The organism is Paenibacillus paludis, assembly GCF_042610515.1.
In the GTDB taxonomy this organism is placed as follows: domain Bacteria; phylum Bacillota; class Bacilli; order Paenibacillales; family Paenibacillaceae; genus Paenibacillus_AQ.
The window spans coordinates 23,713-49,780 of record NZ_JBGJZP010000030.1 but is presented as its reverse complement, the minus strand read 5'-3'; the positions used below and the strand labels follow the sequence as shown (position 1 = coordinate 49,780).

The following is a 26,068-nucleotide window of genomic DNA, read 5'->3' as shown; positions in this document are numbered from 1 at the left end:
TGTACATATGGATCTCCAACCGATGAAAGGATGCTGCAAACCTTGTTAATGAATTTAAAGGAGTACAAGGATTATGGGGAAGTAAAACGTTTGCTGGCCGAGTGCATGTGGGCTGCCGATGAGGAGCTTGATGAGAAAAGCGAGCAGGTGCTTGCGGGATATATTGCAAATGATTGTACAGAATTGCTGGGCTGCTTTGAGAATGGACGGTTGGCAGGGATCATCGGAATCATGCGGCATTCCAGGAAAGCGGCGGAGATCAGGCATCTTGCAGTTCAGGAGCAGTGGCGCGGGAAAGGGATCGGCAGAAGGATGGTAGAGGAACTCCGCAGAACTGCTGAATATGACACGATAACCGCGGAGACAGACCATGACGCCGTTGGGTTCTACAGGAATAGCGGATTTGCAGTTAAGAGTCTGGGGGAAAAATATCCCGGAGTCGAGCGTTTCATCTGCAGTCTTTCTCTAAATGACGCAGAACGGAGCTGAGGCAGTCCGGGGAGCAAGTTTCCGTACAAAAAATAGTCTGCTTTTGTGATGCCGGCTAGTTTTTGTACGGGCAGGAGCAAAGGATTCGAAGCTCTCGCTTAAGCTTGGGTAAAGGACATGATTACTTGAAAAATAGCGTATACAACAACACCGCTGATAATAAGCATGAATCCCGATTTCTTCCTCGATTGGAACAGACGCAGTACACCGAGACTGACTAAAGGAGCAATGATGAGCAGCAGCAGCAGCACAGTGATGAACATCTGCGCTGAAAGATCAGACGTATCAACATAGGTCATAGACTCACTCTCGCTTTCAGAAAAAGGGGTGATGGTGACATATGTCACACAGTTATGACCTAATTATAAAGGATTGCCCTGCTTATTGCTGCACTTTGGGCTGCTTTAAATGCGGCAAATTTACGTCAATTTGTCTACAGGGTTACCCTGATATTGCCGAGAAAATGCATCACGGCCGAAAAGCCCGCACCGATCATGGTCCCGCGGCTGCCCAGCTTGGAAAAAGTGATCTCCAGCTGCTGCTTATGGTAGGGCAGCGTACGCTTAGCCACTACGCTGCGCAGCGGTTCGCCCAGCCAAGGCTCGGCCTCGGACAGGGCTCCTCCGATAACAATCAGCTCCGGATTGAAGCTGTTGATCAGATTCGTGACGCCAATGCCCAGATATTCGCCCATGGTTGAGAAGTGGCGCAGCGTATCCTCCTGCCCGTCCAGCGCATGGCGGACCAGTTCTGTGGTAGTGCGGGCAGGCAATGACAAGTTTGAGTTGTCATAGGTCTTCTCGGAGGCATACAGCTCCCAGCAGCCCCGGCTTCCGCAGCTGCAGGGTTTGCCTTCCGCTTCAATGGTCATATGCCCGGTTTCTCCGGCATATCCGCGGGCGCCCTTGTACAGCTCTCCCCCGATGATAATTCCCGATCCGATCCCTGAACCGGCACTGATATACAGCAGGTGGCGCACGCCCCGGGCTGCTCCGAAATTAAGCTCTCCCTGTGCACCCGCATTGGCTTCATTGTCTATCGTGACGGGAACAGCGAAGGTACTCTCCAGAATGGAACGTAAATCCACCATCTCCCAGCCAAGGTTGGGGGCGAACAGCACCACGCCGTTCTCATCGACCATCCCCGGCACACCTACTCCGATTCCTACGATACCGTAAGGCGACGCGGGGGATTTGGTGATCAGCTCCGCAATGATAGCCTTCATCTGATTCACAACATAAGGGAAATCATGGGCATCCAACCGGCAATCCCGCTCGTGAAGCACGCCGCCGTCCAGATCGCAGAGCACCGCCGTGAGCTGCTTTACGCGCAGCTCAATGCCGATGACGCTTCCCGCCATTTTGTTAAAATGCAGCATGAGCGGTTTGCGTCCGCCGCTGGATTCCCCGGGGCCGGCTTCAGTCACAAGCTCCTGTCCGCAAAGCTCGGCGACAAGGTTGGACACGGTTGCTTTATTAAGGCCGGTCATCTCGGAGACTTTGGCCCGGGAGACCGGAGAATGCGTGCGGATCATATGTAAAATAATCGACTTATTGATTTTTTTGACCAGCGCCTGGTCACCGGTAACTTTCACGAAGTACACTTCCTTTTTTGACAACGTTCTCATTAGAGTAGTATGCCACTTAGTCTAGAGTGATGTGCGGAAAAATGCAACAAGAAGCGACGGAAGAAAGCGCGGGAAAGAGGACTGCTCTTTCAATATATCACAGAGAATTCAGGATTTTTTTCAGGCTATTCTGAGGCTTGCCAGCATTGTGTTCAAACGAATGGCAACGCATAGGCGCTGCTGTCAAAGGGTACTTTATGGTCATGTTAAACGATAGAGTGGCAGGGGACGGGGTTTTGGCCCTACTCGCGGAGGACAAGAAATAGACAAATAAAAAGTTGTTTAAAACTTTGTTTAACCAATATACAAAGTTCTGAAGATGTGTTAAGATGATGCTGTAAACGCTTGCGGGCGAAGCAAAATATCGAGGAGGATTTTACAAATGGCTTATTTTGAAACAGTGAGCAAGATCTCTTACGAGGGAAGCCGTTCCACCAACCCATTCGCATTCAAATTCTACAATCCTAAAGAAATCGTAGCCGGCAAAACCATGGAAGAGCACCTGAAGTTTGCAATGGCATATTGGCATACATTAACTGCTGGCGGTTCCGATCCGTTCGGCGCAGAAACTGCAATCCGCAGCTGGAATCACCTGAGTGGCCTGGACAAGGCTAAAGCCCGCGCTGAAGCGGCTTTTGAATTCATGGAGAAGATGGACCTGCCGTACTACTGCTTCCATGATGTGGACATCGCTCCTGAAGGCGCATCTTTGCGTGAGTTCTACAGCAACATTGATACCATCGTAGATATCCTTGAACAAGGCATGAAGACTTCCGGCAAGAAATTGCTGTGGAACACAGCCAACATGTTCACTAATCCGCGTTATATGCACGGTGCAGGCTCCACTCCTAATGCTGATGTCTTCGCACATGCAGCTGCACAAGTGAAGAAGGGTCTGGAAGTTGGTAAACGTCTGGGCGCACAAAACTATGTATTCTGGGGTGGCCGTGAAGGCTACGAGGAATTGCTTAACACAGATATGGGTCTTGAGCAGGATAACATTGCACGTCTGTTCAGCCTGGCTGTAGATTACGCTAAGGAAATCGGCTTCGACGGCCAATTCCTGATCGAGCCTAAACCAAAAGAGCCTACCAAACATCAATATGACTTCGATGCAGCAACAACAATTGCGTTCCTGCAGAAATATAACCTCGATAAGCACTTCAAGCTGAACCTTGAAGCTAACCATGCAACACTTGCCGGTCATACTTTTGAGCATGAACTGCGTGTAGCACGCACTAACGGCATGCTTGGATCGCTTGACGCAAACCAAGGCGATACATTGCTGGGCTGGGATACCGATGAATTCCCGGTTAACATTTACGATGCAACTCTTACGCTTTATGAAGTACTCAAGAATGACGGACTTGGCAAAGGCGGAATCAACTTTGACTCCAAAGTACGCCGTCCTTCCTTCGAAGCTGAGGATCTGTTCCTGGCGCACATCGCCGGTATGGACACTTATGCCAAAGGCCTTAAAGTTGCCGCTAAATTGCTTGAAGACCGCGTATTTGAAGACTTCATCGCGAAACGTTACAGCAGCTTTAATGAAGGCGTAGGGGCAGACATCGTTTCCGGCAAAGCAACATTGGCTTCGCTTGCCGAATACGCACTGAACAACGAAAATCCGCGCCGCAATGAGTCCGGACGTCAAGAACTGCTCAGAGCTACTTTGAACCAATACATTCTGGCTGAGTAGGATTAGGGCTTGAGCTTACGGCTCAGACTTTAGTTCAGCCGATATTAACGCAACGGGGGTTGCTGAAGAGAGCATTCTTCGGCAGCCCCTTTTCTTGTAAATGATGTTTCTTCATTAACTTTTAGGAGGATCAATATGAAATATGTAATCGGTGTAGACCTGGGGACCAGTGCGGTAAAGACTGTATTGGTTGATCCGCAGGGAAAGGTGGCCTTCGAGCATTCCGAAGCCTACCCGCTTAGCAGACCCCAGCCGAACTGGAGTGAACAGAATCCCGAGGACTGGGTGAAAGGAACGCTGGTTAGCCTCCGCCGTCTGATCGAGGTGTCTGGTGTAGATCCTTCGCAAGTGGACGGCATCAGCTTTTCGGGGCAAATGCATGGTCTGGTGCTGGTGGACAGCGAAGGTAATGTGCTGCGTCCGGCAATTCTCTGGAATGACACCCGCACTACAGCACAATGCCGTACAATAGAGAAGAAACTGGGAACAAAGCTGATCAACATTGCCAGAAACCGCGCCTTGGAAGGGTTCACACTGCCCAAAATCCTGTGGGTTCAGGAGAATGAGCCAGAGGTGCTGGCGCAAGCGCACCAGTTCCTTCTGCCGAAGGATTACGTGCGTTTCCGTCTAACCGGTGATTATGCGATGGATTATTCCGACGCGGCGGGTACATTGCTGCTGGACGTAGGTGCGAAGCAGTGGAGTACGGAAATTGCCGAAGCTTTCTCACTTCCGGTCTCGCTGTGCCCTAGACTGGTAGAGTCCTTCGAACTGACGGGAACGCTGCTGCCTGAGATTGCTGAAGCCTCCGGCCTTCTGACATCCACTAAGGTATTTGCCGGCGGTGCGGATAACGCCTGCGGCGCGCTCGGCGCCGGTATTCTGGGTGAAGGCAGGACGATGTGCAGCATCGGCACTTCCGGTGTGGTCCTCTCCTATGAGAGCAACAAGGATCTTAATCTGGAAGGTAAGGTCCATTTCTTTAATCACGGGGAGAAGGATGCCTATTATATTATGGGCGTTACTCTTGCTGCGGGACATAGTCTTACCTGGTTCAAAGAAACCTTTGCAGCGGAGAAGAGCTTTGACGAATTGCTGAAAGGTGTAAACGATGTGCCGGCTGGAAGCGGCGGGCTGTTGTTCACACCGTACATCGTTGGTGAACGCACGCCTCATCCAGATGCAAATATCCGCGGCAGCTTCATCGGCATGGACTCCGGCCATACCTTGTCCCACTTCACCCGTTCGGTCTTGGAAGGAATTACGTTCTCCCTGCGCGAGTCGATTGAAATTGTGCGTGAATCGGGTAAGGAAATTACAGAGATTGTGGCGATCGGCGGCGGTGCGAAGAATGAGGCCTGGCTGCAAATGCAGGCTGATATTTTCAATGCGTCGATTATCAAGCTGGAGAGTGAACAGGGCCCGGCTATGGGTGCGGCAATGCTGGCTGCCTACGGCAGCGGCTGGTTCCCTTCCCTTGGTGCATGTGCAGAAGCATTCATCCGTCCTGCAGAAGTGTTTAAGCCGAATGCCGGGCAAGTTGCGGTCTATGATGGATTATTCAGTATTTACCAGGACGTATACGGCCAGACCCGCGAATTGAATGATAAACTGGCTGCATACCGGAAATAACTGGGCTTGCAAGAATGGGGCTGACGATCTGCCCGCGATACCCGATAGGGCAGCGCTTGAGCTGTCCTTACGGAACTACGCTTCTTAGGGGCTGAAGACTAATGATAAAAGTGCTGATTGTAGATGACGAGCCCAAGCTGAGGGAGGGGATGCGTACACTAATCTCTTGGGAGGAGCTGGGTTACACCGTAGTGGCGACGGCGGCAAACGGATTCGAGGCGCTTGATAAGTTCCATAGCTTTGCTCCCAAGCTGATTGTCGCAGATATTCGCATGCCTGGAATGGACGGCCTGGAGCTGATTAATGAGCTGCGCAAAGAAAACGCTAACTGCCATGTGATTATTCTTAGCGGTCATGCTGACTTCGAATATGCCAAACGGGCGATCTCCTATCATATTGACGGATATTTGCTGAAGCCGGTCGACGAAGAGGAATTGATCTCCTATCTTCATGATCTGCGTGTCACGATAAGCCAGGAGGAGCAATTGAGCCAGCTTCAGATGGATTTCCCGGTACGCGGCAATGAAGCGCTGCTGCGCGAGCTGCTTCAGCCGCGCGAGAATGGTTTTGACACGGCAGAATCAGCAGCCGGACTAGGGCTTACGGGGTGGAGCTGTGAAATTGTACTGCTTGAGCTGAAACAGGCGCAGAAAGGCGAAGACGGAAGTGAAGATCGTGTACGCAGCTTGCTGGAGCAGCATTGGCCGGCAGAGGAAGCATTGTTCTTCACCTTGCCTCCATATATGGGAATCCTGTTGAAGGAACCGCTCAAGGACGGGGATGCCCGCACAGCATTGTGGAATGACCTCAATAGAGTTATTTCCAAAGAGGGATTGGATTTTTATGCCGCTTCCGGAGGCGGAGTTGCCGATCCTCAGCTGGCAAGCCAGTCTTTTTCCGCAGCCCGCGAGCTGCTGGAGGCAGCTTTTTTCGGACGCAGGGAAATTCTTCTGAGCGGACAGCCAGATGAATGGCTGGTTCGGATCGAAGAGACTGAAGACATTGAGGAATTGGAACGCGATGAAGAGATGGAACTGCTGCTTGCGATTGAAACCGGGAGTAATGAAGCCATTCAGGCGCTGGTCGGGCAGATCATCCGCAAACTTGTTGCTATAAAACGCAATGAGACGTATATCAAAGATAATCTGATCCGGATCATGAGCAGTACGGTTGCCCGCCTGGAGGCAGCTACCCCAGACATCCGTTCCTTTATTGCGGGCAATCCTTCTCCCACGGGGGAAGTGTACAGCAGTTATTATCTGAGCGATATCGAGAATATGGCCGGGAACTACCTTGAGCAAATTTCGAAGCAGATGAACAGTGGCGGAAAGGGCGATGAGATTAAACGGATCACCGATTTGATCCAGCGCCGCTACAATGAGAACTTGAAGCTGGGGATGCTTGCGCAAATATTTAATTATAATAGCGCCTATCTGGGCAAAATGTTCAAGAACCAGATGGGCGAACATTTTAATACCTATCTGGATAAGGTGAGAATTGAGAAAGCGAAGCAATTTCTGACACAGGGCATGAAGGTGTATGAAGTTGCTGAAAGAGTCGGGTATATGAATTCCGATTATTTTAACGCCAAGTTCCGCAAATACGTCGGGGTATCCCCAACCGCCTACCGCAAGGATAATTAATCTTGGCCAGCGCACTTGCCGAACGATCAACGTGAGCATTATGATAGACAGGCTGTTCCCTATCTGCGGCAGATGAGGGAGCGGCCTGTTTGCCATGATTCGGGTGAACAGATTAGGAGAGGAGGGAACGTTGTGAAAAATCTAGTGCGGATGATCAATAACATGAAGCTGAAATATAAGTTCATCCTGTTCTACATTGTAGTCGTTATGATTCCTGTACTGATTATAGGCATTGCCCTAACCGGGTATTTTCGCGGGGCTGCCTTGGACAGAGCCATTGACCAGGCAACCAATAATTTGGAGAAAATCAAAAGTCAAATGGCAAGCAAACTGCGGGTTCCCACGGATATTTCGAATCTGCTCTATTTCGACGGCGATTTCAAGACCCTTGTCACTACGCAGTATCCCAGCATCCTGGAGCTGACGAAGGCTTATATAAACTTTACAGATTTCAAGGATTATATATTGCAGTATCGCGAACTCTCCAACATCCGTTTCTTCATTGATAACCAGACGCTAGTTGATAATATGTCTATCGCTCCCCTGACTCCGGAGATTGAATCCAGATCATGGTATCAGAAGGTTGTGGGGACCAAAGGAATACACTGGCTGTATATCCCCGACAAGGAAAAATATGAAACCAGTGAAAAAGGAACGATTAATAAGTTAAGCCTCATCCGGCAGGTGCCTTATTCGGAGTACAAAAAACCCGGTGTATTAATGGTGCAGGTAAATCCCGATGAGCTGAATGGAATGCTGTACCAGGAGCCCTTTGAAACGCTTATTACAGATGAGCAGGGATATATTACTGCCGCCAAGAACCCGGAGCTGGTGGGGACTACGCTGGATGCCTTTGATATCGATATAGACTTGAGTACGAAAACTAAAGGCGTGTTTAGAACCATGGTAAAGGGCGAAGATTCCTATGTTATTGTCGATGAGATGACTCCTTCGTTTAGCATCAGCCAACTGAAGGTGATTACCGTATTTGAGCGAAGCAGCATTCTTAGCAGTGCGAATAAAGTGAGCGTTCTTGGGCTGGTGATCATCGTCGGAGTGCTGCTTGTTGCGCTGGTGCTTGTCTATACCATTTCTTTATTGACGACCAACCGCCTGCTCCGGCTCAGCCGCCAACTGAATCAGGTGGCCTTAGGCAACCTGAACGTAGTCTCTCATATCGATGGGACCGACGAAATAGGACAGCTGTCACGGCAGTTTAACTATATGGTGGGAAGCATAAACCGGCTGATCGCTCAAGTGATAGAGAGCAATGAGAAGAATAATAAACTGGAAATCGCCCAGAGAGAAATTAAATTGAAAATGATGGCCAGCCAGATTCACCCGCATTTCCTGTTTAATGCCCTGGAGTCCATCCGGATGAATGCCCATCTTAAGGGAGAGAAGGAGATCGCCAATATCGTCAGACTTCTCGGAAAGCTTATGCGCAAAAATCTGGAGGTAGGCAGAGAACGTGCGCCGATGAAGGAAGAGATTGAAATGATCCGCTCCTATCTGGAGATTCAGAAATTCCGGTATGAGGACAGGCTGATGTTTGAAATTGATTTCGACGCCCAAACCTCCGATATCCTGATTCCGCCGCTGATCATCCAGCCGCTGGTGGAGAATTCTGTTGTCCACGGACTGGAGAATAAAGAAGGAACGGTTAACGTGCGGGTAAGTGTCGTTTTGTCTGATGGTGAAATACAAGTGCTTGTGGCAGATGACGGTGCAGGGATGACAGAGAAGCGGCTATCCGAAATTTTGACGGTAATTGCCCAAGCTGAGGAAGAGCAGCGAAGCCGGATCGGTCTGCGCAATGTGCACCAGAGACTGGTCTTGTATTACGGGGAGAAGCATGGACTGAATATCGAAAGCGAGGAAGGGAAGGGCACAAAAATTTACTTTTCCATTCCGGGTGATAGCGATTTCAAATAGCAGGTTGTTGAATGTCTAATTTACACAGGATTTTACGTGAAATCTGTCGGGTATTCGCTTACATTTGGGTGCGGTATGATATGAATATAAAAACGAAGGGGGAATATTGAACGTGAAAGCGCTCACTGAAAACGGTGTTACAGCAAATGAAAGCGTAACCCCCAACCCACCTACGAAACGGAATAGCGGATTTTGGAAAAGCGTACTGCAGCAAAAGTACTTGTATCTGATGTCTCTTCCATTCGTGATCTGGGTATTCATTTTCAGCTATGTGCCCTTATGGGGATGGTTGATGGCATTTCAGAAATATAAACCGGCCAAGTCGTTTGGGGATCAGAAGTGGGTTGGATTGGATAACTTCAAGGAGCTTTTCCATGATGAACGCTTCTACCTTGTGCTAAGAAACACGCTTGCAATGAGCGGTTTGGGATTGGTATTTGGTTTCATTGTTCCGATCTTGTTCGCAGTTTTGCTTAATGAGCTGCGGGGAAACGTCTTCAAAAGAACAGTTCAGACTGTATCTTACCTGCCTCACTTTGTATCCTGGGTCGTGGTAGGCGGGATTGTCTACAAGACACTCGCGATCGACGGAGGGATCGTGAACGATTTGCTGATCTGGCTTAATGTCATTGATGAGCCGATCCAGTTCATGGCTAAAGGTAAATATTTCTGGGGGATTTTAACTGCAGCCGATATATGGAAAGAAACTGGCTGGAATGCGATCATCTATCTGGCAGCGATTACAGGGATCGATAAAGAGCTGTATGAAGCGGCAAAAGTGGACGGGGCCGGAAGAATCAAGCAAATGTTCAACATTACATTGCCTGGTATCCGGACAACTATTACAGTCCTGCTGATTATGTCCATTGGACACCTTGTCGGTATCGGTTTTGAGAAACAGTTCCAGCTGCAGAACAACCTTGTTACCGATTATTCGGAAGTACTGGATTTGTATGCGCTTAAATATGGTATTCAAATAGGACGCTTCTCCTATGGTACCGCAATCAGTATGTTCACCTCAGTAGTCAGTGTGATCTTGCTGCTTGTCGCTAACGGTGTAATGAAGAAAATTACTAAAGAAAGCATCATGTAAGGAGGGGATCTTAAGTGAGCAGCAAAGCTTTTCAAATGTCAAAGTCTGAACGTGTATTCGACATCTTCTTGTACATCTTACTAGGGTTGGTCATGATTGTGACTCTATATCCCTTCCTGAACGTGCTGGCGATTTCCTTCAATGAATCTACAGACACCGTTAGAGGCGGCATATATATCTTCCCGAGAGCCTGGACGCTTGAGAACTACGAACGGATCTTCAGTTATACAGGTCTGATTCAGGGTTTCAAAATCTCGATATTGCGGACCGTTTCCGGTACAATTCTCGGTCTTGCAAGCTCTGCCATGCTGGCGTTTACGCTCAGCCGTCCGGATTTCCGGGCAAGAAAATTTGTTTCGGTATTCCTGGCACTGACCATGTACTTCTCCGGCGGTATGGTGCCTATGTACATTCTGATGAAAGATTTAAATCTGATCGGAACATTCTGGATCTACATTTTGCCGGGTGCGGTTTCTGCGTTCAACGTATTCGTCATCCGTTCCTTTATGGATGGTCTGCCATACGCCCTGCAAGAGTCCGCTAAGCTGGACGGAGCCAATGACTTCCTGATTTTCTACAAAATCATCTTGCCGCTCTGTAAGCCGGTGCTTGCAACAATCGCACTCTTCCTGTCGGTAGGACAATGGAATGAATGGTTCACAACCTATCTGTATAATGGTAACAAGCCGCATCTAACGACACTCCAGTATGAGCTGATGAAGGTTCTGTCGAGTACGAACCAGGGCAGCGGCATGGCTAATGCCAACGATTTGGCCCAGCAAATGGCGCAAATATCACCAGAGTCCATCAAGATGGCTATCACCATTGTAGTAACGGTACCTATTCTTGTAGTGTATCCTTTCCTGCAGAAGTATTTCGTAAATGGTATGACACTGGGAGCTGTAAAAGCCTAATCCCTGCTAGACAGGGCTAGGATAAGAGGGACGTATTTCTGGTAGGAAAATTGCCAAGCAGAATTACGTCCTGGCTTATCCGTCAAATGAAAGCGCTGGATTGGATTTATTATTATATCGTATTTGCAAGCGCTAACAATGGTATATACAGGTTTAACCTGATATGCATAGATGAACTAATACAAATTATCAAGGGGGATACACAAATGAAAAGCAAGAGCATTAAGACTGCTTTTACGCTCATGCTCATGAGTTCTATGCTGATCGCAGGCTGTGGCGGCGGCAACAACAACAAAAATGTTATCAACACTCCTGCCGACAATGGGGCGAAAAACACCGGCAACAATGCTGCAGACGATACTGCTATGGATACAAGCCCTTTTACTATCTCATTCTTTGGTGGGGATGCCAGTCCAAACTGGAACAAAATGCAGGATGAAGTGGGTAAAGTAATTACTGAGAAAACTGGTGTAACGATTAATGCAGAGTTTGATGTAGGCAGCGGCGGCGGCGATCAAAAAATCCCTATGATGGCTGCCAGCGAAGATGTTCCTGATTTGATCTTCGCCAAAGGAAATCTTAGTATCCTGGTAGATGCCGGTCTGGTTATTGATCTGACCGACCTAATTGATAAATATGCTCCGAACCTGAAAAAAGTATATGGCGATAACATGAATCGTCTGAAATACAGCCTGGATGACCAGAGTATCTATCAAATTCCTACGAACATGGGGGTCGGCCAGCAATCCTTCGACGCAACAGGCGGATTTGAAATTCAACACCGCGTACTGAAGGAACTAGGCTATCCTAAAGTGAGAACCTTAGCCGACTATGAAAAAGTGCTGAAGGATTATGTGGCGCTGCATCCAGAAACCGATGGACAGCCTACGATTCCGCTTACGCTGAATGCCGATGACTGGAAGATCATGATCACGGTTACGAACCCTGCCTTCACTACAACAGGGGCACCGGATGATGGTGAATATTATGTCGATCCGGAAACTTACGAAGCAAAACTTCACTACAAACGCCCTGAAGAAAAAGAATATTTCCGTTGGTTGAACGGCATGTACAATCAAGGTCTGCTTGATAAAGATACCTTCGTACAAAAAGACGACCAATATAAGGCCAAAGTGGCCAGCGGCCGTGTGCTTGGTCTGATCTCCCAGGAATGGGAATACCAGGATGGCGAAAATGCTCTGAAAGCAGCCGGTAAAGATGAGTACACTTATGCGCACTTCCCTGTAACCCTGTCCGAAGAGTATAAAGATCATTCTTTCATGTCAACAGGTATCGACGGCTATGGTCTTGCGATTACAACTGCAGCTAAAGATCCTGTCCGGATCATCAAATGGCTGGACTGGATGTCTTCCGATGAAGGCCAGGTTTTGAGAAGCTGGGGGGTTGAAGGCAAGCATTACACTGTAAATGCAGATGGCAAGCGTGAAGTTCCAGCTGAAATTTCAGACAGAAAAGCCAATGATGCCGCTAATTTTGCTAAAGAAACTGGTGTCGGGCAATATCTGATCTTCGGTGCACGTTATGGCGATGGTGTGAAGGATCCTACTGGCAACTATTACACTGCAACCTTCCCGGAAGAAATCGTAGCTGCTTACTCCGAAGCTGAGAAGGAATCGCTCAAAGGCTACAATGCTACAACATGGAAAGATCTGTTCCCTAAAGAAGATGAATTTCCAGTCAAAGAAACTGGCGCTTTGTACAACATGCCTGTTCCAACTGACGGTCAATACCAGGTAATCTTTAATAAGACTCGAGATATCGTTCGCAAACGTATTCCAGAAGCGATCCTGTCTAAACCGGCTGACTTCGATAAAGTATACGATGCATTCCTTGCTGAGCTGGACAAAGCAGGTGCTCAGGATATGGAAAAAGAGTTTACAGAACTCGTGAAAAAGAGAGTATCCCTGTGGACTGGAAAAGATTTGTAGGCAGCAATTCTCCTTGTTAAACAAAACTAATGCAACAGCAAGGACCCGACATTCGTCAGGGTCTTTTGCTGTATTTTGAACTCATGGGGAGGGCAAGTAAATGAAGGAAGAGCTCAAGGAGCATCCTTGGAAATTAATATACAACCAGCCTGCGGCAATCTGGGAAGAAGCGCTGCCGCTTGGCAACGGACACATGGGTGTTATGGTATTCGGCGGCACAGCCAGGGAACGAATTCAGTTAAATGAAGATACGTTATGGTCCGGCTTTCCCCGGGATACCAACAATTATGAAGCGCTCCGGTATTTGAAAAAAGCGCGGGGTCTGGTAACGGAAGGCTGTTATGCGGAAGCTGAAGCAACTATTAACGCCCGCATGCTAGGCGTAAATACGCAGGCCTATCTGCCGCTGGGAGATCTTTACCTGGAGCATGACGGTGCGGAGAATTTCAGCCATTATCAGCGTGAGCTGGATCTGGACAGCGGGATTGCCAGAGTGTCCTATCACACGGAGACGGGGGGATTCACCCGCGAAGCCTGGATCAGTGCACCTGATGGTGTTTGTGTCATTCAGGCCAAGAGCAGTGTTAAGGGGGGCCTTCGGCTTGCACTCTCTTTGGACAGCCTGCTGAAGCACTCCGTGGAACCAAAAGGAGAAAACGGGCTTGTCCTTAAGGGCAGCTGTCCTACACATATTGCGGATAATTATCATAAGGATCATCCGGGTGCCATTCTGTATGAGGATGGGCTGGGTCTAACGTTTGAGCTTCACCTGCAGGTAATTCTCACAGGAGGAAGCGTAGAGTATGCAGATGGCAAACTTGTTATATCAGGGGCGGATAGTGTGCAGCTGCTTCTTGCTGCCGGCACCGATTATGAAGAACTGAGAAGCAAAGCGTCACATCTCAAGAAGCGCAGCACCGCAAGGAATGGAAACATTCTGAGCCCGGCAGAGAGCTGCGAAGCAAGACTGGCGGCAGCAGCTGCCAAGTCCTATGAAGAGCTGCGGGGGCGTCATACAGAGGATCACAAACGAATCTTCCACCGGGTCGACATGGATCTCGGCGGGCGGGAGAGAGACGGATTACCTACTGATGAGAGGCTCATGAAGTATAAGGCGGGACAGGAAGATCCTGCACTTGAAGCGCTGCTGTTTCAATATGGCCGCTATCTGCTGATGGGAAGCTCCCGTACCGGCACGCAGGCTGCCAATTTACAGGGGATTTGGAACCACCATCTGACACCGCCATGGAATAGCAATTATACAACCAATATCAATACCCAAATGAATTATTGGCTGGCCGAGGTTGGCAATCTAAGCGAACTCCATGAACCTCTGATCGATATGATCCGGGAGGTCAGTGAAACGGGAGCCCGGACGGCGGCAGTTCATTACGGAGCCCGCGGCTGGGTAGCCCACCATAATGTTGATCTGTGGCGCAGTTCTTCTCCTTCAGGCGGAGATGCCAGCTGGGCATTCTGGCCGATGGGCGGCGTGTGGCTGTGCCGCCATTTGTGGGAGCATTACAGCTTTAATCCTGATGCTGCTTATCTGGCGGAGACTGCTTACCCGCTCATGAAAGGGGCAGCATTGTTCTGCCTTGACTGGCTGGTGGAAGGTCCGGACGGTCTTCTGGTTACGAACCCGTCCACTTCGCCGGAAAACCGGTTTATGACGAAAGATGGCCAGCCGTGCAGTGTCTCGATGGGCTCCGCGATGGATATGAGCTTAATCCGCGAACTGTTTGAGCATTGCCTCCATGCTATGCGGATTCTGGGCGTGGATTCCGAGTTTCAGCAGCAGCTGGAAGAGGCGCTCTCCCGGCTGTCTCCGCTCAAGATCAGCAATGACGGACGTCTGCAGGAGTGGAACGAGGATTTCGCCGAATCGGAACCGGGACACCGTCATGTATCGCATTTGTATGGACTATATCCGGGAGAGTTCATCAATGTGCGGGATACTCCAGAGCTGTTGGAGGCAAGCCGCTTATCACTGCAGAAACGGATCGCCTCGGGAGGCGGACATACCGGCTGGAGCTGCGCTTGGCTGATTAACCTTTATGCACGGTTGAAGGATGGAGAGGCCGCTTACGGCTTTGTCCGCACGCTTCTGTCCCGCTCGGCTTATCCTAACCTGTTTGATGCCCATCCGCCTTTTCAGATTGACGGGAATTTCGGTGCGGCTGCCGGCATCGCAGAAATGCTGCTGCAGAGTCATCTGGGTGAAATCAGCTTGCTTCCCGCACTGCCGGACGCTTGGAGGAACGGAAGCGTCAAAGGACTTAGGGCCCGGGGCGGCTATGAGTTGGATATCGAATGGAGGAACCATAAGCTGGTTTCTGCGGTCATTGCTGCCAGCCGGGATGGGATTTGCCGCTTGAACTATCAGCAGCAGGAACTTAAGGTACAGCATCCTGACGGTACCTTATTGCCGGCAGGGAATGCCCTGGAAATGAAAGCGGGAGAAGTGTACCTGGTAACGGTTTGACGATCCATGACCCAATGATGCATAATAATAGATTGAATCGAAGAGACACTGCCCCCTGGCAGGGATTATCTGCGGGGGCAGTTTTTTTGCGTGCATCTATATAAGATGAACTTGAAAATCTAATGTTCAACTTATATAGGAGCTTTCACTCAAAAAAGGCCTTATCCTCCGGGTGTGTCGGGCCGATAATAGTGAATATGAAGCTTTTTGGCGGAATAAATTAAGCTAACGTGGGGTTTAAGGTTGTGCGAGCAAATGTTCAGCATCTACTATAAAAGTACAAACCAATAAGTGGGCTATTACTTACAGCAGGGGGCACAGAAGCGATATGGGAAAGAAGAAACAACTGCCGTTGATGAAGGCTATTCTTGGAGGAATGCTGGTTTTTGCTGCGTTGCCGCCTGGTCTCTATTGGAGCTGGGGGCAGGCTTATGCTGCCGCTGATTCAGCATCGCTGCGCTCGGTAACCGAAATGACACAGAAGCTGACCGCTGCGATGAATAACCGCAGAGAGACCATAACCTTTGCTTATCAGGGTAAGACGTCCAAGCTGAAGGCCCAGGTACAAAGTGCGATAGATCAGGCGATGGGCAGCGACCCTTATCTATACTACACCATTGACAGTTACGCATTTTCCTACCGGGGGAGCAGCAGCTCGGCTAATGTGACGGTACAGGTGGAATACCGTGAGACGCTGCAGCAGACAGCTTTTGTAAATAAACAGGTAAAAGAGATCTTGAAGCAGATCATACTGCCGGGAATGAATAATCACCAGAAGATAAAGGCTATTCATGATTGGGTCGTGCTGCATCTGAAGTATGATAACTCCTACAGCAAATACACCGCATATGAAGGACTTCAGAGCGGCAGTGCGGTATGCCAGGGTTATTCTCTCCTGACATATAAACTATTGCTGGGCGCGGGGATACCCAATAAAATCGTTGAAGGAACGGCGAAGGCGAAAGGGAAAGCTGCCCAGTCGCATGCCTGGAATCTGGTGCAGCTGGAAGGGCGCTGGTACCACCTGGATACCACCTGGGATGATCCGACGCCAAATAAGGAAGGCGCTCTTAGCACGGCTTACTATATGAGAACCGATGCCCAGATGCGCCTTGACCACAAGTGGACCAAGTCATACCCTGCTTCATCTGTCGGCTATGCTCAAACGTTGTCTGAACTGATCAGCCGCGGGGGCCCAAACGTGGCTGTATATCAGGAGCTTGAGCGGAAGCTTGACTACAGTCTGTATCAGGAGGATTTGATTGTGGGCTCCGGCTCAGAGCTAATGCTGCTTGCCAAACAGGCCATTGCCTCCGGCCAGGCGTCCTTGTTGTTCCGCTATGACGGCAGCGAGAAATCGCTGAAGACTGATCTTCAGGAGCTGTACGCGCTTGGAATGGACCATCTTTCGTACAACAGCTCGCCCTTCGATAACACGGGCGATCTGAAGGTATATGTGACTTGGGAATAATAATTACAGAAAAGGGATGCCTCTTCGCCATTTGGCGAAAGAGGCATCCCTTTGTTGCGTGAATAGGCGGTAACAGGAAGAATCCGCATAAATCGAGGAAGGATTCTACTCTGCGTGTGTGCTGAGATCGCATTTGTCGAGAGGGATGAGGCTGCTCTTTCTGAACCAGCCATAGCCCAGCCAAATCAAGAGGAATAGTGGCAGGCTGATGTAAGAGACCAGAATGCCGTACCAGTCGATTGAATCACCTGTGAAGGCGCCCATATTCTGTCCGAATACGGCAATCAGACATAACGCGAAGGCAAACAGCGGGCCGAACGGGAACCATCTGGCCTTGTAAGGCAGCTCATCGAGTGAATGTCCCTGCTTCACAAAGGCGCGGCGGAAGCGGTAGTGGCAGACGGCAATCCCCAGCCAGTTGATAAATCCGCACATCCCCGAGGCGTTAAGCAGCCAGTTGTACACAGCGCCGTCGCCGAAGAATGAGGCGAGGAAAGCCAGCATACCGACAGCGGTGGTTACGAGAAGGGCACCTACAGGCACGCCGCGGCGGTTCAGCTTGCCGAGGGCGCGCGGAGCCATGCCGTCCTTGGCCATCGCGTACAGGACGCGGGTGGAAGCGTACATTCCGGAGTTTCCGGCAGACAACACGGAGCTGAGAATAACAGCGTTCATGACGGAAGCGGCAATGGCCAGCCCTGCTTTATTGAAGACGATGGTAAAGGGGCTGACGCCGATATCATCAATGCCGCCCCGCAGCAGATCGGGATTCGTGTAAGGAATCAGCAGGCCGATCACGAGAATGGCGAAGATGTAGAAAATCAGAATGCGCCAGAATACCTGACGGATGGCGAGCGGAACATTGCGGCGCGGATTCTCGCTCTCACCCGCGGCAACACCGACCAGCTCCGTGCCCTGAAAGGAGAAACCAGCGGCCATAAACACACCGACAAAGGCGAAGAAGCCGCCGTGGAACGAGCTGCCCCCGAGCTGGAAGTTGCTGAAGCCTACGGCTTCACCACCCATGATGCCGAAGATCATGAGTACACCGACCCCAAGGAAGACAATGACCGTGATGATCTTGATAATCGCGAACCAATATTCCGATTCGCCGTAGCCGCGCGAAGACAGGATATTCAGGCCGAACATCAGCAGCAGGAACAGGAGACTCCAGAGCATCGAGGAACTCTCGGGGAACCAGTATTTAATGATGACGGTTGCTGCAGACAGCTCGGCGGCAATCGTAACCGCCCAGTTATACCAGAAGTTCCAACCAATGGCGAAGCCGAAGGCGGGGCTGACGAACCGGGTGCCGTAGGTGCTGAAAGAACCGGAATCCGGCAGATAGGTGGCCAGCTCTCCAAGGCTGGTCATCAGGAAATAAACCATAATACCAACCGCTGTATAGGCCAGAAGCGCTCCGCCCGGGCCGGATGAGGCGATGGCACCGCCGCTGGCCAGGAACAGACCTGTACCGATTGAGCCGCCTAAGGCGATCATTGTTAAATGCCTTGCCTTGAATGTTTTGCGCAGTGCCGTGGGGGCAGGGGAGCTGCCGTGACCCGCAGTCTGCTGCTTATCTCGCTTAGCTTGCATGAATAGGACACTCCTTCAGATGATCATGTTTCTGTTCATGAATAGGGAGTGCTGAGTCGCCTTCCCTTTATAAGGGAGGGGGCATCCTGAAAGCGCAAAAAAAACCGCAGACGGATTCTGCGGTTTCCTGTATTACAGCTCCGCATCATACTCCCTGTTAAGATAGCGCAACACAGTGGCGGCCCGCGGTTTCTGACCGGCGGTGCACTGTGACAGTTCCGTGCCTTTCGGCGACGGCCCCAGTCTTGCAGCTGACAAGAGCGGCTGCAGAGACTTCGGCGGATATTCCTTTCGGCGGCGTTTCACAGACGGCTCTTTAACGTCTCCACGCGCGTACTCTTAATATTCGCGACCTCTACCTCATCTTAGGTATGATGAGGCTATCTTTATACTATGAACACAACAGGAATTAGTATAATGCAACTTGGCATCGCAAGCAATGACAAATATAGGGGTGTTGGCGTCAGTTGCGGCGGCGCTCCGACATCTGCTGCCAGACGGTTCCGGCAGCTTCTTCACCGGAGGAGATGCGTTCCAGCGCCATTCTGGCCTGGAGGCCCACCTCGAACTCCGGATCGTCCGCTGCCGCCTTCAGTGCCTCTTCGGCTTCAGCTGTGCCGACCTCATAGAGGAAACGTGCAGCCCGCCAGCGGACAAGCTTGCTGGCGTCTGTCAGCGACGCCGTCATCACCGGCGTCGCTGCCGGATCGCCGATGTCGGAGAGCGTATCGCCGGCTGTGCGCCGCACCGCCGGGGCGCTGTCTCTCATCGCCTCGTAGAGCAGCTCCATCGCCTCGGGCGTGCGAAGGTCGCCAAGGTACACGACCGCAAGCCTGCGGAGCTGCAGCTTGGGGTCGTGCAGCGCCGTGCGCAGCTCCGGCAGGAGCTCTGCCGTAGGAGCCAGATCCTCCAGCGCGGCGTAGCGCACGCGCCAATCCTCATGCTTCAGGTCTCGCAGCAGCTCGGCCTGATCCTTCTTCTGCCGCTGCTCGATGAACTCGCCGGCGGTCCCGTGCGCGATGGCCTGCTGCACGAGCGAGTCGAGGCGTTCCTGCGGATACGCCGCTTCCAGCTCCTGCTCCACCTCGCGCGCAATGTCGGCCGGCTCGCCGTAACGCACGCCGTAATCGGTGAGCTTGCGCTCCTTGATCATCACGGCGCTGGCCACGTCCGTCACCGCCTGCGTGAAACAGGCGGCAAGGGCGATGCGCTCCTCACTCGCGCCCGTCTTGACGCGGATCTGAATCGGGATGCCGCGGAACATCTGCACGAATACCTGTGACTCTCCGAAGTGGGCACCTGCATTCTCATCAGCGAGGTCGAAATCCGCGCTTAGGCCGTCAGCACCGAAACGGCTCTGCACCTCGCGGAGGATTGCCGCCCAATCGGCGCTGCCCTTGCGTTCAAGCGCGGCGAAATCGGCAGCATGATAAATGCTGGTGACGCCTGGAATGCTCAGCATATCCCGTGCCCAGGAGGGCGCGGTGCGCTGGCTTTCCGGTGTATAGGTCCGGCGTATTCCGGGCTCCAGGCTTTCATCCAGATGAAGCTTCATCGTATTTGGACTTGGAGTCGGTTCAATAAATGTGATCTTCATACGTTAGGCTTCCCCCTTGAACGGCATTCGTGCCGTGTTCTTTACCCGCATTTTACATCATTTCATGCCTCAAATCCAAAAGGGTTACCGGGGAAGCCGCTTAAGTCCAGGCGGAAGTGGGTAAAATTTGTACTAAATGTAAGGTGCATCTGGCCGGACGCGCAGAGGTTCATCGCTGCTTTCAAGTTGACTGCAGCCCTACTTTGCCTTTGGAATTTTGCAAATGACTATGCGGAATCATATAGTAAAGCTATTGAGCTTGCCCTGTAGTTCTTCCGGCAAGCCTTTTAAGGAGAGGTGCTGGAATGGCTAAAATCCGATACAATAACGTCGATAATGTCAGTACAGACAAAACGCTTAAGGAATTCCGCCAGTGGCGCGAGGAACGCCGCCGCAAGAAGAAGGATTATACCTATAAAGTGCCAAACCATCCGCCGCAGGTATCTTATCTGGCCGGGAACCGGCTGGAGACCACGATTACCTGGATCGGGCACTCGACTTTTTTTCTGCAATATGAAGGGATGAACATTATTACCGACCCGATATGGGCGCGGCGGCTCGGCTTTGAGAAACGGATCGGCCAGCCGGGCATCCCGCTGGGTGAGGTTCCGCCGGTTGATCTGATTCTGATCTCCCACTCTCACTACGACCACCTCCATATTGCCTCCATCCGCAAATTATACCGGACAGGTACAACGCTCGTTGTACCTGTGGGCCTGAAGCGGAAGATGCTGCGCAAAGGTTTCGCCAACTGCCTGGAAATGCAGTGGTGGGAGGAGCTCACACTGGGGGCGGTTAAGCTTACATTTGTACCAACCCAGCACTGGACCCGGCGGACGCCGTTCGATACGAATTCGTCCCATTGGGGCGGCTATGTGCTGGAGCCTGCCGACCCCGGCAAACATCCGAAAGGGGACGGAGCAAAGCCGAAGCTTCCGCCGAATCTGTATTTTGCCGGAGACAGCGGCTTCTTTCCGGGCTTTAAGGAGATAGGCAGCCGGTTTAAGCTCCATGTCGCCCTGATGCCGATCGGGGCTTACGAGCCGGAGTGGTTTATGAATTCACAGCATGTGAATCCCGAAGAGGCGGTTCAGGCCTTTATAGATGTAGGAGCAGAATTGATGATCCCGATGCATTTCGGCACCTTCCGGCTGGCTGACGATACGGCGCGGGAAGCGCTGGACCGGATGGAGCTGGCCCGCGAGGCTCATGGAATCCGTGCAGAGCGTATCCGCACACTGGGTTACGGTGAAACATTGGTGGTGCATCCCGAAGAGCGTGATTCCCGCCAATAGCCCGGCCGGGCAAGCGGCAAGCACGGATTTTCCGCAATTCGGCCTATTTGATGTTGGACGCTATACGGATCTCTGTATTTTGCCCGGAAACGTCCAGTTTGCTTGAAAAAGACGGCAAAGCAGTTCCTTCTTGGGCCTCTTTTGCTTGATTTTATGCTATAATGAGCCGAAACCCTAAGTGAAAAGGATGGTAATGCTTAATGATTAGCACAAGCGGCGTAACACTCCGCTACGGAAAACGCGCACTATTTGAGGATGTAAACATAAAATTCACACCCGGCAACTGCTACGGCTTGATCGGAGCGAACGGGGCCGGCAAATCGACGTTCCTGAAAATTTTGTCCGGTGAAATTGAAGCAAATATCGGGGACGTGCATATCACCCCCGGTGAACGACTGGCGATACTGAAGCAGAACCATTTCGAGTACGATGAATTTTTGGTGCTGGAAACGGTAATTATGGGGCATACCCGTCTTTATGAGATCATGAAGGAGAAGGATGCGCTATACGCCAAAAGTGATTTCACAGAGGCTGACGGACTGCGCGCCGGTGAGCTTGAAGGCGAATTTGCCGAGCTGAACGGCTGGGATGCCGAGCCGGATGCGGCGGCCATGCTGATCGGTCTGGGCATTATGCGTGAAATGCATGACAAGAAAATGGCCGAACTCAGCGGCAACGAAAAGGTACGGGTGCTGCTTGCGCAAGCCCTGTTCGGACGTCCGAACAACCTGCTGCTCGATGAGCCTACCAACCATTTGGATCTTGAATCCATCGGCTGGCTGGAGAACTTCCTTATGGACTACGAAGGCACCGTTATCGTCGTATCCCATGACCGTCACTTCTTGAACAAGGTATGTACACATATTGCGGACATCGACTTTGGCAAAATTCAAATGTATGTCGGCAACTACGACTTCTGGTATGAGTCCAGCCAATTGGCCCAGGCCCTGCAGCGCGACTCGAACAAGAAGAAGGAAGACAAGATGAAGGAGCTGCAGGCATTTATCCAGCGTTTCTCGGCCAATGCCTCCAAGTCCAAACAAGCGACTTCGCGTAAGAAGCAGCTGGAGAAAATTACTTTGGACGACATCCGTCCCTCCAACCGGAAATATCCGTTCCTCAACTTCAAGCCGGAACGTGAAGCAGGCAAGCAGCTGCTTACCATCAGCGGGCTGAGCAAATCCGTTGAAGGCGAGAAGCTGCTCGATGAAATCAGCTTTGTGGTGAACAAAGGGGATAAGATCGCTTTTGTAGGTCCATATTCACAGCCTAAATCACTGCTGTTTGATGTCATCATGGGTGAGAAGGAAGCGGATGCCGGTGAATATGCATGGGGAGTAACAACAACCCAGGCCTATTTCCCGAAAGACAACTCCAGCTATTTCGACGGGGTAAACATGAACCTGGTAGAATGGCTGCGCCAATATTCCAAGGATCAGGATGAAACCTTCCTCCGCGGATTCCTCGGCCGGATGCTGTTTGCCGGTGAAGAAGCGCTGAAGAAAGCAAGCGTCCTGTCCGGAGGCGAGAAGGTCCGCTGTATGCTGGCCAAAATGATGCTGAACGGTGCGAATGTGCTAGTGTTTGATGAGCCTACCAACCACTTGGATCTGGAGTCTATCACGGCGCTGAATAACGGGCTGATTGATTTCGACGGAACCATTTTGTTCACTTCGCATGACCATCAGTTCATCCAGACGATTGCCAACCGCATCATCGAGATTACCCCTACCGGAGTTATCGACCGCTCGATGAGCTATGATGAATATCTGGAGAACCCGGAAATTAAGGAAATGCGCCAGCGCATGTATCCTGTGGAAGCTTAAGAGATAACTGAAAGAATGAACAGTAATTCGTTCATAGCAAAACGGCTGCGTTACCCCTTGTGAGGGATAACGCAGCCGTTTATGTTCAAATATAGTGTGAAATGCGACTTGCACATGCCATAATTCCTAAGAACCACCTGTACGGCGGCGCTGATTGTTTGGCTTCTTGTTATTTTGACTCTTTAGCGGCTTCGCTGAACCGGCTTGAAAGGAAGAACCCGGTTTAGCGGATGACTGCTGTTTCTTCTGTTCCAGCTTCTGGCGGATGGCATCAGCCAAGTTGATCTTTGGTTTATCATTACTTTCGCTCATTATTTTAACCCCCTTATAAAGCAAGTCCTTTACTTTATTCTAATTGTTTTTAAATGCAGTCACAAGGGCAAGAATAAATCAAAGCATGATTTACCGGAGGGGCAGTAAAGAAACCGGGTATAGGGGGGACAGGAATTGGCCGATATTTATGAAGATATACGCAAAGGTGAACGGGGGGCCTTGATCAGCATTATTGCTTATCTTATTCTGTCCGCCTTAAAGCTGGTCAGCGGGTACTTGTTCGCTTCCAGCGCGCTGCTTGCAGACGGATTCAATAATCTGACGGACATTGTCGCTTCACTTGCGGTACTAATCGGGCTGCGCATCTCGCGGAAGCCGCCTGACTCGGATCATACTTACGGGCATTTCCGCGCCGAGACCGTAGCTGCATTGCTGGCATCCTTTATTATGGCTATGGTCGGTATTCAGGTTATTGTAGAAGCGGTCCGGTCTTTATTTGAAGGAGCCAAGGAGGTGCCGCAGCTTTGGTCAGCAGGTGTGGCGGTAGTGTGTGCGGTTGCCATGATGGGAGTCTATATCTACAACAAGCGGCTGGCGAAGCAGATTAACAATAGTGCACTCATGGCTGCGGCTAAGGACAATTTTTCCGATGCAATGGTGAGTATCGGTGCTGCTGTTGGAATCGTTGGCGCACAGTTCGGACTGCCATGGATCGATTCCGCTGCTGCGGTTGCTGTCGGTCTGCTGATTTCCAAGACAGCTTGGGATATTTTTCGTGATTCGACATACCGGTTGACTGACGGCTTTGATGAAGATAAGCTGCTGGATTTGCGCAGCACGATTGCCCGGACGCCGGGTGTGGAAGGGATCAAGGACCTCAAGGCCCGTGTTCATGGAAATCATGTGCTGGTGGATGTTGTTGTGGAAGTGGATGCCGAAATTACCGTATTGGAAGGTCATGAGATCAGCGATTCCATTGAAGATAGAATGAGCAAATTGCATAATATAATGAATGTGCAGGTCCATGTAGAACCTAAAGGTTAAAAATCCTTAATTTCTTCTAGTTATCTGTAATTTCCACCAAATCCAAGGAGAATTCAAGACTATAGACCTGGTACTTACCATAAAGTGGCAAGCTTTTTTGTGAAATTTGGAGCATGTTCCAATTCCCGGCTAAGCCTATAATGAGGGCAGAAAGCAACAAACGTAGCGCGCGCCGTTGTTGATTTTCTCATTTTGCTAAGCGGGGGAACGCTATGATCACATCACATAAGCAGATTGCAGCAACGTTACTGGTCTCAGCATCACTTGCAGTATCATTGGGAGTTTTCAGCCCGCAAAAGGTGCAAGCAGCTTCGGTTTCTTCAGATTTCGCAGTGACAGCAACGTCTGGATTAACCGGTACTATACAATCTTCAGTTCGTCTGCGCACGAGCGCTTCCACAAGCGGTAGTGTGCTTCGTTATTTAAACGAAGGTGAACAGGTAACAATTGTGGAACAAACGAACAGCTATTGGTACAAAGTCAGAACTTCGGATGGAACCGTTGGTTATACCAGCGCGGGAGAGCAGTATATTCGAGTGGGTTCGGGATCTGGAAATACATCTTCCGGACAGACAGGGGTTATACAAGCTTCGGTCCGTCTTCGGGAACTGCCTTCTACAAGCGGAAAAGTACTGGGGTATTTAAATAGAGGCGATCAAGTAGCTATTCTGGAAGAAACGAACAGTTACTGGTACAAAGTAAAAGCTGCAGACGGAACTGTAGGCTATACAAGTGCTGCAGATCAATATATCTCGGTAGGTGGCGGAACGTCTACTCCAGCACCAACGCCAACACCAACACCGAATCCAACACCAGCGCCAGCGCCAGATCCAACGGCTCCGTCACAATCAGCAGTGATTGAACGGGTCATTGCCGCGGGCATGGGTTATCTTGGAACTCCCTATGAGTTCGGATCAAGCAGAAGCGATACGAGCACTTTCGATTGCTCCGACTTTATCCGGCAGATCTTCATAGATGCAGCTAATTTGAAACTGCCTGCTGATTCACGTCAACAGGGAGCCTGGGTACAGCAGAACAGCAACACTGTCACAGATATTTCCGCCCTGAAACGCGGGGATCTGATGTTCTTCATGGATTATAAAGGAAGTTCAGCTTCTGCTTATGGAGGCATCGACAAATCTGCGGCAAGAATTTCACATGTAGCCATGTATCTGGGTGACGGACAAATGCTGCAAACGTATTCCGTATCTTCAGGCGGGGTACGGGTAGATAAATTAAGCGCTTCTTGGGTGAACCGTTTCCTTTACGGAGGTTCGGTCATCCGCTAAATATAAATGCATACAGGAAGCGACAGCATCGCAAGTTTGTGACGGGTGAACTAGGGCGGATGTTTTGTGGGGCTATCCCATCAGTAGAATTTTCTGCTGAGGGATAGCCTTTCCTGTGTTTAGGGCATGAAAGAAAAAAAGCCCGTCAGGACTTTTGGATGTCCGCAGGCTGTTTCACTATACACCCTCATAAGGGTGTATCTATACTAAA

19 protein-coding genes and 1 riboswitch are annotated in these 26,068 nt (G+C 50.5%); of the genes, 14 read left to right on the top strand and 5 right to left on the bottom strand.

Going from position 1 to position 26,068, the window contains the following annotated elements; all coding sequences use genetic code 11:
• The first annotated feature begins 48 nt into the window (after positions 1-48).
• Positions 49-489, top strand: coding sequence for a GNAT family N-acetyltransferase (locus ACAN56_RS33010; RefSeq protein WP_379148068.1), 441 nt, complete (start codon positions 49-51; stop codon positions 487-489).
• A gap of 98 nt (positions 490-587) precedes the next feature.
• Here ACAN56_RS33010 and ACAN56_RS33005 read toward each other — a convergent pair whose 3' ends face one another.
• A complete protein-coding gene (locus tag ACAN56_RS33005) occupies positions 588-788 on the bottom strand; it encodes a hypothetical protein (protein ID WP_038596633.1) in 201 nt (66 codons plus the stop codon).
• 134 nt (positions 789-922) lie between these two features.
• On the bottom strand, positions 923-2,083 hold the full coding sequence (locus ACAN56_RS33000) for an ROK family transcriptional regulator (protein ID WP_038596631.1): 1,161 nt from the start codon (positions 2,081-2,083) through the stop codon (positions 923-925).
• 415 nt (positions 2,084-2,498) lie between these two features.
• Between ACAN56_RS33000 and xylA the strand changes: the two genes are divergently transcribed.
• The 9 genes from xylA to ACAN56_RS32955 all read left to right on the top strand — a co-directional run bounded on the left by xylA (position 2,499) and on the right by ACAN56_RS32955 (position 16,937).
• On the top strand, positions 2,499-3,815 hold the full coding sequence (xylA, locus tag ACAN56_RS32995; protein WP_038596629.1) for a xylose isomerase: 1,317 nt from the start codon (positions 2,499-2,501) through the stop codon (positions 3,813-3,815).
• 135 nt (positions 3,816-3,950) lie between these two features.
• On the top strand, positions 3,951-5,447 hold the full coding sequence (gene xylB, locus ACAN56_RS32990; RefSeq protein ID WP_379148056.1) for a xylulokinase: 1,497 nt from the start codon (positions 3,951-3,953) through the stop codon (positions 5,445-5,447).
• Between the two features lie 101 nt (positions 5,448-5,548).
• Positions 5,549-7,090, top strand: coding sequence for a response regulator transcription factor (locus tag ACAN56_RS32985; RefSeq protein ID WP_038596624.1), 1,542 nt, complete (start codon positions 5,549-5,551; stop codon positions 7,088-7,090).
• A 150-nt stretch (positions 7,091-7,240) separates the two neighbouring features.
• Positions 7,241-9,025 (top strand): sensor histidine kinase, encoded by a 1,785-nt coding sequence (locus ACAN56_RS32980; protein WP_038600814.1) that lies wholly within the window; start codon positions 7,241-7,243, stop codon positions 9,023-9,025.
• 106 nt (positions 9,026-9,131) lie between these two features.
• Positions 9,132-10,118, top strand: coding sequence for an ABC transporter permease (locus ACAN56_RS32975; RefSeq protein ID WP_156130960.1), 987 nt, complete (start codon positions 9,132-9,134; stop codon positions 10,116-10,118).
• Between the two features lie 14 nt (positions 10,119-10,132).
• A complete protein-coding gene (locus ACAN56_RS32970) occupies positions 10,133-11,032 on the top strand; it encodes a carbohydrate ABC transporter permease (RefSeq protein ID WP_197073626.1) in 900 nt (299 codons plus the stop codon).
• A gap of 206 nt (positions 11,033-11,238) precedes the next feature.
• A complete protein-coding gene (locus ACAN56_RS32965) occupies positions 11,239-12,981 on the top strand; it encodes an ABC transporter substrate-binding protein (RefSeq protein ID WP_038596620.1) in 1,743 nt (580 codons plus the stop codon).
• A 100-nt stretch (positions 12,982-13,081) separates the two neighbouring features.
• The gene (locus ACAN56_RS32960; protein WP_379148052.1) at positions 13,082-15,466 is read left to right on the top strand and encodes a glycoside hydrolase family 95 protein; all 2,385 of its coding nucleotides are present in this window, start codon (positions 13,082-13,084) and stop codon (positions 15,464-15,466) included.
• Positions 15,467-15,794: 328 nt separating this feature from the next.
• Positions 15,795-16,937, top strand: a complete 1,143-nt coding sequence (locus ACAN56_RS32955) for a transglutaminase domain-containing protein (RefSeq protein ID WP_379148050.1) — start codon at positions 15,795-15,797, stop codon at positions 16,935-16,937.
• A gap of 105 nt (positions 16,938-17,042) precedes the next feature.
• On the opposite strand, the gene ACAN56_RS32950 is transcribed toward ACAN56_RS32955, so the two are convergent.
• The gene (locus tag ACAN56_RS32950; RefSeq protein WP_379148048.1) at positions 17,043-18,533 is read right to left on the bottom strand and encodes an amino acid permease; all 1,491 of its coding nucleotides are present in this window, start codon (positions 18,531-18,533) and stop codon (positions 17,043-17,045) included.
• A 155-nt stretch (positions 18,534-18,688) separates the two neighbouring features.
• Positions 18,689-18,899, bottom strand: a riboswitch (Lysine riboswitch).
• 97 nt (positions 18,900-18,996) lie between these two features.
• Complete coding sequence (locus ACAN56_RS32945) at positions 18,997-20,130, bottom strand: virulence factor (RefSeq protein ID WP_379148046.1); 1,134 nt, start codon at positions 20,128-20,130, stop codon at positions 18,997-18,999.
• 305 nt (positions 20,131-20,435) lie between these two features.
• Here ACAN56_RS32945 and ACAN56_RS32940 point away from each other — a divergent pair, with 305 nt between their 5' ends.
• Both ACAN56_RS32940 and ACAN56_RS32935 read left to right on the top strand, forming a co-directional pair.
• The gene (locus ACAN56_RS32940; protein ID WP_379148044.1) at positions 20,436-21,425 is read left to right on the top strand and encodes an MBL fold metallo-hydrolase; all 990 of its coding nucleotides are present in this window, start codon (positions 20,436-20,438) and stop codon (positions 21,423-21,425) included.
• Positions 21,426-21,625: 200 nt separating this feature from the next.
• Positions 21,626-23,251 (top strand): ABC-F family ATP-binding cassette domain-containing protein, encoded by a 1,626-nt coding sequence (locus ACAN56_RS32935; RefSeq protein WP_038596609.1) that lies wholly within the window; start codon positions 21,626-21,628, stop codon positions 23,249-23,251.
• Between the two features lie 126 nt (positions 23,252-23,377).
• On the opposite strand, the gene ACAN56_RS32930 is transcribed toward ACAN56_RS32935, so the two are convergent.
• Positions 23,378-23,563, bottom strand: a complete 186-nt coding sequence (locus tag ACAN56_RS32930; protein WP_038596607.1) for a hypothetical protein — start codon at positions 23,561-23,563, stop codon at positions 23,378-23,380.
• Positions 23,564-23,698: 135 nt separating this feature from the next.
• On the opposite strand from ACAN56_RS32930, the gene ACAN56_RS32925 reads away from it, so the two are divergent.
• Positions 23,699-24,568, top strand: a complete 870-nt coding sequence (locus tag ACAN56_RS32925) for a cation diffusion facilitator family transporter (protein WP_038596605.1) — start codon at positions 23,699-23,701, stop codon at positions 24,566-24,568.
• A gap of 212 nt (positions 24,569-24,780) precedes the next feature.
• A complete protein-coding gene (locus ACAN56_RS32920; RefSeq protein ID WP_379148041.1) occupies positions 24,781-25,857 on the top strand; it encodes a C40 family peptidase in 1,077 nt (358 codons plus the stop codon).
• Positions 25,858-26,068: the final 211 nt, after the last annotated feature.

What these genes read in the sequence shown, in the direction of transcription:
- ACAN56_RS32920 (WP_379148041.1), top strand. Translation starts at nt 24,781, where the DNA reads ATGATCACATCACATAAGCAGATTGCAGCAACGTTACTGGTCTCAGCA.
- ACAN56_RS32980 (WP_038600814.1), top strand. Translation starts at nt 7,241, where the DNA reads ATGATCAATAACATGAAGCTGAAATATAAGTTCATCCTGTTCTACATT.
- ACAN56_RS32985 (WP_038596624.1), top strand. Translation starts at nt 5,549, where the DNA reads ATGATAAAAGTGCTGATTGTAGATGACGAGCCCAAGCTGAGGGAGGGG.
- ACAN56_RS32960 (WP_379148052.1), top strand. Translation starts at nt 13,082, where the DNA reads ATGAAGGAAGAGCTCAAGGAGCATCCTTGGAAATTAATATACAACCAG.
- xylA (WP_038596629.1), top strand. Translation starts at nt 2,499, where the DNA reads ATGGCTTATTTTGAAACAGTGAGCAAGATCTCTTACGAGGGAAGCCGT.
- ACAN56_RS33010 (WP_379148068.1), top strand. Translation starts at nt 49, where the DNA reads ATGAATTTAAAGGAGTACAAGGATTATGGGGAAGTAAAACGTTTGCTG.
- ACAN56_RS33005 (WP_038596633.1), bottom strand. Translation starts at nt 788, where the DNA reads ATGACCTATGTTGATACGTCTGATCTTTCAGCGCAGATGTTCATCACT.
- ACAN56_RS32950 (WP_379148048.1), bottom strand. Translation starts at nt 18,533, where the DNA reads ATGCAAGCTAAGCGAGATAAGCAGCAGACTGCGGGTCACGGCAGCTCC.
- ACAN56_RS32965 (WP_038596620.1), top strand. Translation starts at nt 11,239, where the DNA reads ATGAAAAGCAAGAGCATTAAGACTGCTTTTACGCTCATGCTCATGAGT.
- xylB (WP_379148056.1), top strand. Translation starts at nt 3,951, where the DNA reads ATGAAATATGTAATCGGTGTAGACCTGGGGACCAGTGCGGTAAAGACT.
- ACAN56_RS32930 (WP_038596607.1), bottom strand. Translation starts at nt 23,563, where the DNA reads ATGAGCGAAAGTAATGATAAACCAAAGATCAACTTGGCTGATGCCATC.
- ACAN56_RS32940 (WP_379148044.1), top strand. Translation starts at nt 20,436, where the DNA reads ATGGCTAAAATCCGATACAATAACGTCGATAATGTCAGTACAGACAAA.
- ACAN56_RS32955 (WP_379148050.1), top strand. Translation starts at nt 15,795, where the DNA reads ATGGGAAAGAAGAAACAACTGCCGTTGATGAAGGCTATTCTTGGAGGA.
- ACAN56_RS32935 (WP_038596609.1), top strand. Translation starts at nt 21,626, where the DNA reads ATGATTAGCACAAGCGGCGTAACACTCCGCTACGGAAAACGCGCACTA.
- ACAN56_RS32945 (WP_379148046.1), bottom strand. Translation starts at nt 20,130, where the DNA reads ATGAAGATCACATTTATTGAACCGACTCCAAGTCCAAATACGATGAAG.